The following is a 12,869-nucleotide window of genomic DNA, read 5'->3' as shown; positions in this document are numbered from 1 at the left end:
ATATATAATCCGCCCCTACTTTGCGTCATTAAATATCTTTGTCTATAACCTGAACCGCACTTTAAAGTGCGGTTCTAAGATAAATATTTTTATTTAAAACGGCATCTTGAAGCCTGGTGGCAACTGCATACCGGAGGTAACCGAAGACATTTTTTCTTTTTGCAACTCTTCGGCACGGCGCACTGCATCGTTAAATGCTGCTGCGACCAGATCTTCCAGCATCTCTTTGTCATCTTCCATCAATGATGGGTCAATTTCGATACGACGACAATTGTGTGCCCCGTTGACGGTGACTTTCACCAAACCGGCTCCTGATTCACCGGTAACTTCCAGTTTCGCCACTTCTTCCTGCATTTTTTGCATACGCTCTTGCATTTGCTGCGCCTGCTTCATCAAGTTGCCTAAGCCGCCTTTTCCAAACATAATCTACTCTCTTTTTCTGCTAACAATAGTTTAAAATCAAGGGTTCATTCTAGCTTAAATTGCTACGACTGCAAATAGCCGTCCTGATCTTTCATCAATAGCCCCTACCCTACTGCGCGGATACTGTCCAAATCCAATAGCGCATCAAACTCTTGCTGCAACAGCGCTAATTGTGGATCTTGCTGCAATGCTTGTTTTGCCTGTTCCCCCAGTTCCAAATAGACCTGACGGCGCTGTTCCAGTGGTGTCATACGAGTTTGATCGGCTTCCAAACGAACCTCTAACCGCACTTTACGTTGATAAAACTCATTCAATTGCTGTTCTAATATATTGATATAACGTTCATTATTTAAATTAGACTGTTCCGGTCGCAACCCGAGAACCACCACCTGTTCCTCTTCTTGTAGCAGTAATGAATTCAGTCCTAACTGCTTTACCATGCCACTGACATTCAATTTTTCGATCAGGGCTGACCAATGATCACGCTCGGCACTGATTCTCAAAACTTTTGCCACCAATTCAGGCGTTCGCTCCTGCAAAATAGCCTGTTTAATATCTGACGGTCGTAAGCGGTTGCCAAGCTCTTCCTGTTCCAGCGCCGGATTCAGCCACTGCCAGTGGTAATCTTCGCCAATAATCTCAGTTTCGGTTTCAGCTTCATTTTTTGACTCGTCGTCTTCAATCGCTTCCGATTGCATGAGTGGCGGCTGCGATTCACGCCTAGCTAAATCAGCACTACTCTCGCTGATCTGGCTCAAGCGTTCCATAATTTTGAGGGATTTTGTCGGCGCTGCTGTAATTAAATGCTGTTTCGCACGGGATTCCAGCGCAGCAGCATCACCAGTCGTTAATTCAGGATTTTTTTTTTGCGTATTTTGACGTAATTGATCACGCGCCCGCAGCGCTTTTAAGGCGGAAGATTGTGGCGCAGCGTTTTCTGCCACCGCAGATTCAGCTTCAAGTATTTCCGCTTGAGCTTGATTCTCAATTTTAGGTTGAACGGTTGGTTGTGGTGTCAACTGTGTCTGAAGCTCGCTTTCAACCGCACTTGTCACATCTGGAACAGAAGAGAATTGCTGCTGTTGCGACACTTCATGCTTAATAAAATTTTGACGAATTTTCTCGACATGTTGGCGAGCATTTTCTGCCTTTTCCCTATGATTACCTTGCTCAGTAGTAGTCTGAGCGCCGGTTTTTTCCCATTGCAACAATTTAGGGTGAAACGCTAAAGCACGCAGCAGCGTCATCTCCACTCCGCTACGTTGATCCGGTGCATACGGCAGCTCTTTGCGCCCGCTCAACATCAATTGGTAGTAATATTGCACATCTTCCGGTGGCAAATGGCTTGCCAAAAAATCAATCCGATTTTCTTGTTCAGACGCATCACTTGTCGGTTTCAATAATTGGTGCATTGCAATTTGGTGCAGATAAGCCGCAATCTCCTGTAGCAGTTGATCCCACTCTACCCCTTTCTCCGCCACTTGTCGCAGCGCTTGCATGATCGCTTCACCGTCTGCCAGTTGCAACGCCTGAATAATATCCAGCGCCTGCTCACCGTCCAATGTACCTAACATTTGATGAACGATCTCGCTACTGATATTACTATTGCCCATAGCAATCGCTTGATCAGTCAAACTCAAGGCATCGCGAATACTACCGCGTGCCGCCTTAGCAATCTGATCTAAGGCGCTACGTTGGTAGGCGATTTTTTCCTGTTGCAGAATATGTTCTAGGTGATCAGCAATCTGCTGCGGTTCAAGTGCTTTTAAATGAAATTGGATACAGCGGGACAAAATCGTCACCGGCAATTTATGCGGATCGGTGGTTGCCAGCAAGAACTTGACGTATTCCGGTGGTTCTTCCAAGGTTTTCAACAACGCATTAAAACTGTGGCGTGACAGCATATGCACTTCATCGATGAGATAAATTTTGTAGCGTCCCTGCACTGGTTTATATTGCACATTATCCAGCAGTTCACGGGTATCTTCTACTTTTGTGCGCGATGCCGCATCAATTTCCAGCAGATCGATAAAGCGCCCTTCTTCAATGGCACGGCAATTTTCGCATTCACCACAAGGCTCGGCACTCACACCCAGTTCACAGTTCAGCCCTTTGGCAAACAGCCGGGCAATCGAGGTTTTGCCCACACCACGGGTGCCGGAAAACAAATAAGCATGGTGCAACCGATTGTTATCCAACCCATTAGCAAGTGCGGTCAGGACATGCTGTTGTCCCACCACTTGAGAAAATCGCTGCGGTCGCCATTTTCTGGCAAGAACCTGATAGCTCATTGATGCCTGCTTAACAATAAAATCGATTAATGCCCGTCAAAACTGACCAGATTATAGCTGGTAATTCCCACTTTTTGCAGCCGTTCCGCACCGCCCAACTCCGGCAGTTTAATGATAAACGCGGCATGCTCCACTTTTCCGCCCAGTCGGCGGATCAATTTCACTGTGGCTTCAACTGTTCCACCGGTCGCTAATAAATCATCAATAATCAAGACGTTGTCTTCGGTAGAAATCGCATCGATATGAATTTCCAGCGTATCTTCACCATATTCTAATTGGTAATTTTGAGCGATGGTTTCACGCGGTAATTTACGTGGCTTGCGAACCAAAACAAAAGGCAGTCCCAATGCCAGTGCCACCGGTGCACCGAAAATAAAACCACGCGACTCTGTACCTACAACTTTGGTAATTCCTTTGTCTTTATAGTGCGCGGTAATTAAATCGACCGTTGCCTGAAAAGCTTGCGGTGCTTCCAGCAAGCTGGTGATATCACGAAAAATAATCCCTTTTTTCGGATAGTCCGGAATGGATTTAATCGACGATTTGACTAACTCTAGTATTTGGCTCATATTTAAAACCTAAATGAATAAAATTCTAATGAATAAAAAATAGTACCGTCAATACCATAGCAGATATTACGGCAACCTGATCAACGACTAAGCATAACAAAACTCACTGCTACTGCAAATGCTTTGTTAGTGCATTTTTATAAATATCCTGTCCGTCTCTGCGGGTTTTCAACAGGCGCAAAATCCAAACATACTGTTCCGGCGTGGCACGCACATAGGATTCAATTTCTTGGTTCATAAATGTTGCCATTTCATGATCGTCATTGCTCAACTTCATCGGCGGATGAATGTCTAACTGATACTTACCCAGTTTGGCGTCATAACGGGGAAACATCGGGATCACCACTGCTTTTGCCACTTTCGCCATTTTGTTCAATCCGGGCAATGTCGCTTTGTAAGTGGCAAAAAAGTCAGCATATACACTCAGCGCTTCGCCATAGTCCTCATCGGGAAGATAGTAGCCCAATTCGCCGCGTCGAACTGCATTTAAAAACGGTTTAATTCCGTTTTGACGGGCGTGCATTTTGCCGCCAAAACGTTCGCGAGTGCGGTTCCACAACCAGTCCACCAGCGGATTACGATGCGGATTATACATCGCGGTCATCGGCATACCCTGCGTATGTAAAATAATGCCGGAAGCATCAATTGCCCAAGTATGCGGCACCAGCAAGATCACATTTTGACCTTCGACTCTTGCCTGACGAATATAATCCAAACCTAAAAATTCCACTCGTTGGCTTAAATGTGCTTTAGAACGCAGTGCAACTTCGCCAATCGCCAACATGGTTTGGGTCACATTGACAAACATTTTGTCAATCACCAGCTCTTTTTGCTGCTCACTCCAATCCGGAAAGCAGTAGCTCAAATTCACTCTGGCACGATGGCGCTGTTTTTTCGCCTTTTTACCGATAATTTTGGCTAATTGAGCAGCAAAGGCATCACGCCAGCGATAAGGTACATACGCCAGCAGCAGTAATCCGGCTATCCCCACCCAAATTCCCCAATATTTTGGCAGCAGATAACGCCAAGAAAAGTGCGGATCATAACCCACTCTGCCCGTTATACGGGTATTTTGCTCACTCATCTCTCACAACAATCCTATTTACAACAAATGTATCCACAAAAATCTATTCACACTAGCGCTATTCAAACCACCCATAATCAAACGCTAATTTACTCGCCATCACAAACGCTACCACCACAACCATCGGACGGATCAGCTTTTGCCCTTTGGTCAGCACCATTTTAGCACCCAATCTTGCACCGATAAATTGCCCAATCAACATCACGATCCCCACGCTCCACATAAGCTGTCCGCCAATCATGAAGAAAAGCAAAGACGCAATATTTGAAGTAAAATTCAGGACTTTTGCATGCGCTGTCGCTTTTGCCAAGTTAAAGCCGAGCAACATCACGAATGCCAATCCTAAAAACGAGCCGGTTCCCGGTCCGAAAAAACCATCATAAAACCCAATTCCTAGCCCTGCGGTTAAGGCAAATCCCATATAAGAAATTCGAGTCTTTTTATCACTTTCGCCCAGTTTAGGCGTTAATAAAAAATAGATGCCAATGGCAAAAATCAAAAATGGCAGGATTTTTTTCAGAAAGTCAATATTGATCTGCTGCACCAATAGCGTCCCCAGCACTGCACCGAGAAACGTGAACACAATCAGCCAAATAATCTGCTTTAAATTCACGGCTTTTTGCCGGATAAAGTACCAGCTGGCAGAAAATGAACCACCACACGACTGCAATTTGTTGGTGCCGAGCGCCATAGCAGGCGGCATACCTGTCGCTAACAGCGCAGGAATGGTGATCAAACCGCCCCCACCGGCAATGGCATCAATAAAACCAGCCAATAACGCTACCCCAAACAGTACTAAGTAAACTTCAAACGTCAGTTCCACGCCAATATCACCTTATTAATCATCTGTATTTAGCTTTTACCCTGTTGTGACAAAATCATTTGGCACAATTGTGGCAATGGTGGTGGTGTTTTAGGCGTTGGCTGTGTCCCCGGCTTTGCTGGCTCAAACCATGACATCAATTCGGCTCCACACCCTTCACCACTGGGAACCGGTGCTTGGGCTTCACAATATGTAGCCCCTTGCGGACAAGCTAAACGCACATGTAAATGCGCATCATGCCCAAACCAAGGACGAATTTTCGCCAGCCAAGTGCGATCACCCGTTACGGTTTGGCACAATTTTAATTTGATTGCCGGATTCAAAAAAATCCGATCGACCTTGGGATCTTGTGCCGCCAAACGGATTAAAGTGGTTTGATCCGGCGTCCAAACCCGCTCATCAACCCGCTGCGCTTTACGGTTTACCATCAGCGTAGCGGTCGGGGTCAGCGCCTGCTTGTCGGTTAACGGCCCGAAACGCAGCCAAATATCCGCATCTAAGCCGGTTTGATGACTAGCATGACCACTAGAAAACCGCCCGCCGGCTGCCATTCCCATATCGCCGATCAAGACATTCTGCAATCCTGCTTGCTTGGCTTTTTTGCCTAAGCGTTGCAAATACGCCAGCAACTCCGGGTGTCCGTAATAACGGTTTTTTTGTGAACGAATCACTTGGTAGCCTTCGCCACGTAATGGCAAGGCTTCGGCACCAATAATACAGCCGTTGCTGTAACCCCCGATTGGATTGGCGCTGCCTTGTATCGGACTGTTTATCTGCTCCCAAGGGGAAGCCACAGCGCTGGTACTGAACAAAGGAAAGCTGATTAACGATAAAAATACGGTTTTGATAAAAGTATTATTGCGCATTAACCACTCCGTTTTGTGCACGATGGCGCAACAAATGATCTAACAACACAATTGCTACCATTGCTTCAGCAATCGGTACTGCACGAATGCCGACACAGGGATCATGCCGACCACGGGTGACAACTTCCACCGCTTGATTATCTAAATTGACGGTTTTTCCCGGAATCGTAATACTGGAGGTGGGTTTTAACGCAATCTGTGCCACAATCGGTTGTCCGTTGCTGATGCCGCCTAAAATGCCGCCCGCATGGTTGGAACTGAATCCCTGTGGTGTCATCTCATCGCGGTGTTCACTGCCCTTTTGTTCCACCACCGCAAATCCGTCACCGATTTCAACACCTTTTACTGCATTAATTCCCATCAGAGCATGCGCCAAATCAGCATCCAAACGATCAAATACCGGTTCGCCCAAACCGACCGGTACATTCTCTGCCACCACGGTCAGTTTAGCACCGACCGAGTTGCCCTCTTTTTTCAGTTCGCGGATCAACTCATCAAACTGCTCGACCGCACTTGGATCCGGGCAGAAAAACGGATTGCTGTTGACCTGTTGCCAATCGATCTGTTGCAAGGCTTGTGGGGCAATTTTTACCGAGCCGATTTGGCTCAGGAAACCACGCACTTCAACCCCGAATTGTTCCCGCAAATATTTTTTTGCCACCGCTCCGGCAGCGACCCGCATCGCGGTTTCTCGGGCAGAAGAGCGCCCACCGCCACGATAGTCGCGCAGTCCGTATTTTTGCTGATAAGTGTAATCGGCATGTCCCGGGCGAAACCGATCTTTAATTTCGCTGTAATCCTGCGAACGCTGATCACCATTTTCGATCAACATTCCGATGCTGGTGCCGGTGGTTTTACCTTCAAACACGCCGGACAAAATGGTCACGCGATCATCTTCACGACGTGGCGTCGTGTAGCGTGAAGTGCCTGGCTTACGGCGATCCAAATCCGGCTGAATATCAGCCTCGCATAGCGTCATGCCCGGTGGCATGCCGTCAATAATACAACCCAATGCGATGCCATGTGATTCACCGAAGGTGGTCACTCTGAAAACTTGTCCGATGCTGTTGCCTGCCATGTCTGTTCCTTTCCGTCCTATTTCTCAATTTGCAACTGTTGACCGTTGCCGTTTTTAATATACACATCTAATTGATTAAAGGCGATCTCAATATTATTCTCTTTAAACAACTGATCAATTCGGCGATTTAAAAAATCAACGGTTTTATTACGCTCATTGGTTTGATTCACATATACACGCAGTTCATGATCAAGCGTGCTGGCACCAAACGTTAAGAAATACACCAGCGGTGCCGGATCTTCCAGCACAAAAGGGGCTTCACTGGCGGCTTTATACAGCAAATCGCGCGTGAGTTCCAAATCTGAACCATAAGCCACGCCGACCTTCAACACAACTCTTGTCGTCGTATTGGTCAACGACCAGTTGGTCAAGCGCTCGGTTACAAAAGCCTTATTCGGCACAATCACTTCTTTGCCGTCAAAATCAACTATCGTGGTCGCACGGATACGAATTTTTGACACCGTGCCGCTGAACTCGCCAATTGTCACCAAATCACCAATGCGCACCGGACGTTCGAACAAAATAATAATCCCCGACACAAAATTCGCAAAAATCTCCTGCAAACCAAAACCTAAACCAACCGACAATGCAGCAAACAGCCACTGCAATTTGCTCCACGACATACCCAAACTGGAAAATGCCACGCCGGCACCTAAGGCAACAAAGGCATAGCTTAAAATGGTGGTGATCGCATACGGTGAGCCTTGCGATAACCGCACTCTGGAAAAGACCAGAATCTCGAGTATTCCGCTTAAATTGCGTACCACTAAATAGGTTCCCCACAAAATCACCATCGAGCTCAAGAAATTGAGCAGCGTGACTGATTCGACGATACTAGCACCATTTTCAGCGGTGGAAGTTTGCTGCCAAAGACTGACGTTATCCAAATAGTACGCCACACTGAGCAGATCAGACCACACCCAATAAAACAGACCAAGCAGCAAGATCCACAATAAAATATCGGTCAGCTTAGTCACTTGTTGATTGACGGTAGAAAGGGCAATTTTCTCGTCTTGTGCATCAATAATTTTCTCTTCTCCGCGAAATTCAGTCTGCTCCGTACTCTCTTTTTCACGCAGCTCTTTCAAACGGCGATATGCCAACTGGCGTGAGGACACCCGAATAGCACGGTGAGTCAGTTCACGGATGTTGATCCATAAAATCAGCACAACGTAAGTGTAGATGATATGTTTAATCAAGGTCAGCGCTGTATAGTAATATCCCAAACCAATCAGCAGAATTAAGCTGATTGGAATCAACAACAGCAACAGACGAAAAAATTTGAACAGCCGCTGATAGTTTGTATGCTCTTGCGGATGGTGCTCATCGCCGAGTAATTCTTGATCCATGCGCTTAATCGCATTACTGAAAGAAGGTGCAAGTTGAAACAAGAAAAACAAAAGTGCGGTGATAATCAAAGCTTCGCCCAAATAATCATTGGCAATCCCGGTTTCTTCCAGCGAGGTAAACGTCGACGCATTCAACAAAACCACTAAAATCGGAATTGAGCGTTTTAAGCTGCTACGGAACATTCCGTTAGCTGTGGCGGAAAAGTTAAAATGTTTATAGGCAATCCCGTTCGGGCGTAGCAATGATAAAAGAAAGGCAATAAAAAACCAAAATGCTGCCATTTTGAGTGCCCAAGGCAGCAGTGCTAACGGCGATTGAAAACAAAAGTAGATCACCAAAATTAAGACGGATAGAAACAATAATGTACTCGGCAGTGCTAATAAAAGCGTATAAAACAGCACAAGGATAGTGCGTGATTGGTTATCGCCACGTAGTGTATTGATATTGCTGTTATGCCAACTGATTTTACGTTTAATCCAATTTTTGGCTAGTGTAATTGCCCCTGCCAACAATAATAAAAAACCAACCAATGAACCTATCGGCAATAGATAATCGCGCCAATTGCTGAAATTTAGCAGTTTAACAATTTGATCTAATTGGATTTTAGCCATTTTTGGAAAATTGATAAACCAATCAAAATCAATTGGGCTGTTGCTGCGCACCCAAAAGCTTTGCTGCTCCAACTTGGATTGCAGCTCTTTACTGATACTGCTCACTTGTTGTTGGTTCAATTCAATATTAATGGCATGATTCAGCTCTTCGTTTAAACGAGTAATCAAATCAGTCAACAATTTACGCCGATCTTGCAAGATGGTGGTCAACTGCGCTTTTTCTTCCTCGTTAAACACTGTTTTCTTGCTCTGTTCCAGCCCTGCGATATAAACCGCCGGGCTATACAATGCATCACGTCGTTCATTAGTATCAAAAATCCGCACCCGCAAATCGGTAATCCGCTTTGACAATCCACCAATCAAACTATCGGTCGGCAGTGCTTGCCGCTGCTTGTTGATAATCCGCGATAGAATCAACGTACCCTGTAGCGCACTAATCTGTTCTTCGATATTGCGCTGAGTCTGCAACAAATTATCCAACATATTGCGAATCCGTAAGCCGTCTTGCACCAGTTGGTTATCCATATTGGTTTGCTCGACCAAATCTTGGCTAATTTTGGCATTAAGTTGCAATTCCTGACGAATAAATTCGTTTTTGTTATTGTTATCGGTGCTCTGTTCCGCTTGCTGCTCTGCCTGTTGTTGTGACTGTTGCAACCTTAAGGCACTTATTTTCTCCTGCAACGCTACTTGAATCGCTTGTTGTTGTTGCTGTTCCAGGTTTTTTTCGGCTACTTCTGATTCGTACAATGAGGTCAAATGTGAATTACCACTTAAACTCAATTGATTATATTCGTTTTTTAAATCGATTAATTTCAACTCGGTATGATATTTGTCCGCTAATGACCGACTGACTTGAGCACTGAATAACAGCTTGTTCAGTTGCTGACTGCGTGCCAAATTTTCCGCAAGTGCGGTCTGCACCCGTTCCGGCGTCGCACGTTGCGCAACTAACAACACATTTAAATTGCTCAAATCGGTTTGTAACTGTTGTAATTTAGCCTGGCCTTCATTTTGCAATTCCAGCAGCTGTGCCAAACTCATCGAATCCCATTTTTTTGCAAGCGTTTCAATACTTTCAGCCGCATTCAAACGGTTTAAATTTTCTTGTGTTTTTTGCAACAGCGTATCAGACTCATCGATGGTCTTTTGCAAACTGTCGATATTGCTCTGCTGCTGCTCGATTTGTGCCAGCAAAGTTAACGTGTCACGCAGATTATTCAGCAACAATCCATTGTCCGGCGTTTTATTTTCATCGCTCTCTGCCGCGCTGATGCTGGCATTCAGCGCCTCTTTATTCGGTAATTGATATTCCGATGCCGACCATGCCGCCGAACTGATAAACAACAGCCCCACTATATACCCTAAAATCCAGAAACGGCTTCTCATACGATCCCTTTTATTGATTCTCTTTTGGTTGATATTGCAACTGCTGCAACACTTGTAGTAGCGATCCGCGCGCCACTTTCATCTGTTGTGAGCCAGTCTCCGACGGCAATGGATAATAGGCAATCGGTTGTTTAAAACGTTCCAATTTATCCTGTAGCCATAACCGCACTTCGCCTACCAATTGTACTGAAAACGGCTGTTTAAATTTCACCATTGCTACCGGACGGTAGCCAAATTCGGCATCAGCCCAGGGTAGCACAACCGCTTGTTCAATCTCAGAATATTGCTGTAGTATTCGTTCTATCTCCTCCGGCTGAATATTCTCGCCACCGGAAATAAACTGATTATCCAGCCGCCCCAGCACGGTCAGATTGCCGTTATGCCACAGTCCGCGATCTTTAGTCTGATACCAGCCTTCGGCATTCAATAACGGTTCGACTGCTCCATCTCGCCAATAACCTTGCGCCAAGCCCGCACCACGCAGCCAGATCTCCTGTTCACGAATACACAGTTCTCGGCCACGCAGTAACCGCGTTTGTGGCTGTTCGAGGTCATTTTGGCACACAAAAACCGTAGATGCCATTTCGGTCATGCCATAACCGCTAAATGTGTTCAAACCTTCAGCCTGCGCTTGAGCGCATAGCATGGGATCAATCGGCGCGCCTCCCAACAGCACAGCTTCAGTTGCAGCCAGTCGATGGTCAACCGCACTTTTTTGTATTTTACTCGCCTGTTCTAAATAAGCCAAATAGCGCTGTAACTGGGTTGGAACTAAAGAAACATGGGTTGCTCTGCCGATGGAACGGTAAAAATCAATGCCGCTGAAATGCAGTTCCGCTGCGGCATTCAGCCAACGCCAAACAATGCCTTGCCCCGAAACATGGTATAACGGCAACGACAACAGCCAAGACTTACTGCTGTCAAAAGCCAAAAATTCATTAACACCCAACGCATTTTGCCAGTGAGCGACAGTATCATGTACCACCGCTTTCGGATCACCGCTGGAACCAGAGGTTAAGGTCATGGTTAACGCTTGTTGCCACAAGCGTGGCGTAACACGTTGATAATTTTTATCATATTCAGCGCTAACAAGCTCGCTGACCGCACTTGCTAAACCTTCATTCAATAGATAGCGGCTTTGCGTCTTATCCGCCAGCGCTTCAAACTCCGGCAACGGCGTTGTCGAACAATAAAAATCCAATTGATTTTGTGACAAAATCCGTGCAATTTTTTCAGCAGGAAACGACGGATTGATCACCATCACCCGTGCACCCAGCGATAATCCTGCCAGGTATAACAACAGTTGTGGCAGGCTGTTTTTTCCGATCAACGCCAGCCCTTGCTGACAACTGACGCCTTGTGCTGCCAATTCATCGGCTAAGCAGTCAATCAAAGCAAAAACCTGCTGCCAACTCAATTCAAGTGCGGTTGTGTCTGTTGCTGTTTTTGGCAATAGAGACAACAAAAGCAAGTCGGAATCCAGTTCCTGGCTTGCTTTGTCTAGGCTTGCTTTGTCTAGGCTTGCTTTATTAAGGCTCGCTTCGCCGAAGCTTAGGTTGTCAAGCGGATAATCGAGCAGATAATCAAGCAGATAGTCGAGCGGATAATAGATAGCCCCCCGCTTCTGCTGGGCTAATTCAGCCAAGCTACGAATAACGTCACTCATACTAAACCGAAAAATAGCTTCTCACTTCTTCAACCAGCTCCGTCGGCAAATGCATGGAGGTCATCGCCCCTTCCAACATCGACATCTTGCGCTGACTATTGGTGTTGGTAATCACCCAATACGGTGTCTCCGGGATCTGTCTTGGCTTGGTATGATTTCCTGCTTGTAACAATGTCGCTTCATCACGCGCAAAATAGATTCGGGTACGCCCTTGTTGCGATTCAGTCGCTTGAGCAAAACTTTCCGGATTGGCACGGTAAAGTGCGGTCAAGATCATTAAAAACCGCACCACCCCTTTGCTTTCGCTCTGAAACTCCTCCGATTGCAACACGCCGTTTAAACGGTTGACCACGCGTTGAATCGCCTCGTCCGACTGTTTTCTCGGGATAACGGGTTCAACAACATCGACTGTCGGCTGCACCGCACTTTTGACTGGTTCGCCGGCATTGATCTGGACAGCATTAGTCTGAACGGCTTGATCCACCGTCTTCGCAGGTTCTTGGCTGCTCAGCGCCATGCCGTCTGTCGCCACGATTTGTTCTTTATTACCACTTTGAGACGAGGACAACTTTAAAAGACGACGCAAAATATCGGAAGCACTTTCGCCAATTGAGCGGGTATTGGCCGCAATATATTGATAAAGCTCTTCATCTACTTCAATAATTTTCATCGTTATCTCCTTGCGTTTTCTCTTTTGTTTTAGGGGCTGTTGATGTTTG

General features: G+C 46.1%; 10 protein-coding genes. All 10 read right to left on the bottom strand.

Annotation, left to right across the window (positions count from 1 at the left end):
* Positions 1-93: 93 nt before the first annotated feature.
* The 10 genes from FHQ30_RS04270 to seqA all read right to left on the bottom strand — a co-directional run bounded on the left by FHQ30_RS04270 (position 94) and on the right by seqA (position 12,820).
* Positions 94-423, bottom strand: a complete 330-nt coding sequence (locus FHQ30_RS04270) for a YbaB/EbfC family nucleoid-associated protein (RefSeq protein WP_132967163.1) — start codon at positions 421-423, stop codon at positions 94-96.
* 104 nt (positions 424-527) lie between these two features.
* Positions 528-2,714, bottom strand: a complete 2,187-nt coding sequence (gene dnaX, locus FHQ30_RS04265) for a DNA polymerase III subunit gamma/tau (protein WP_139612193.1) — start codon at positions 2,712-2,714, stop codon at positions 528-530.
* Positions 2,715-2,740: 26 nt separating this feature from the next.
* The gene (gene apt / locus FHQ30_RS04260; protein ID WP_139612194.1) at positions 2,741-3,283 is read right to left on the bottom strand and encodes an adenine phosphoribosyltransferase; all 543 of its coding nucleotides are present in this window, start codon (positions 3,281-3,283) and stop codon (positions 2,741-2,743) included.
* A 109-nt stretch (positions 3,284-3,392) separates the two neighbouring features.
* Positions 3,393-4,367: a lauroyl-Kdo(2)-lipid IV(A) myristoyltransferase gene (lpxM, locus tag FHQ30_RS04255; protein WP_139610437.1), complete on the bottom strand. Its 975-nt coding sequence runs from the start codon at positions 4,365-4,367 to the stop codon at positions 3,393-3,395.
* 58 nt (positions 4,368-4,425) lie between these two features.
* Positions 4,426-5,190 (bottom strand): TSUP family transporter, encoded by a 765-nt coding sequence (locus FHQ30_RS04250; protein WP_139610436.1) that lies wholly within the window; start codon positions 5,188-5,190, stop codon positions 4,426-4,428.
* Between the two features lie 29 nt (positions 5,191-5,219).
* On the bottom strand, positions 5,220-6,056 hold the full coding sequence (mepA, locus tag FHQ30_RS04245; protein ID WP_139610435.1) for a penicillin-insensitive murein endopeptidase: 837 nt from the start codon (positions 6,054-6,056) through the stop codon (positions 5,220-5,222).
* Complete coding sequence (gene aroC, locus FHQ30_RS04240) at positions 6,046-7,134, bottom strand: chorismate synthase (RefSeq protein ID WP_139610434.1); 1,089 nt, start codon at positions 7,132-7,134, stop codon at positions 6,046-6,048. The genes mepA and aroC overlap by 11 nt, the downstream gene beginning before the upstream one ends.
* 17 nt (positions 7,135-7,151) lie before the next feature.
* Complete coding sequence (mscK, locus tag FHQ30_RS04235; RefSeq protein ID WP_139610433.1) at positions 7,152-10,484, bottom strand: mechanosensitive channel MscK; 3,333 nt, start codon at positions 10,482-10,484, stop codon at positions 7,152-7,154.
* A gap of 10 nt (positions 10,485-10,494) precedes the next feature.
* Positions 10,495-12,150: an o-succinylbenzoate--CoA ligase gene (menE, locus tag FHQ30_RS04230; RefSeq protein ID WP_139610432.1), complete on the bottom strand. Its 1,656-nt coding sequence runs from the start codon at positions 12,148-12,150 to the stop codon at positions 10,495-10,497.
* 1 nt (position 12,151) lies between these two features.
* Positions 12,152-12,820 carry a replication initiation negative regulator SeqA gene (gene seqA / locus FHQ30_RS04225; RefSeq protein WP_139610431.1) on the bottom strand — a complete coding sequence of 223 codons (669 nt, stop codon included), beginning with the start codon at positions 12,818-12,820 and terminating at the stop codon, positions 12,152-12,154.
* Positions 12,821-12,869 lie beyond the last annotated feature (49 nt).

The sequence above is a fragment of the Testudinibacter sp. 'clade 2' genome, assembly GCF_006227735.1.
Classification (GTDB): domain Bacteria; phylum Pseudomonadota; class Gammaproteobacteria; order Enterobacterales; family Pasteurellaceae; genus Chelonobacter.
The sequence above is the reverse complement of the archived record's forward strand: the minus strand, read 5'-3'. Positions and strand labels throughout refer to the sequence as shown.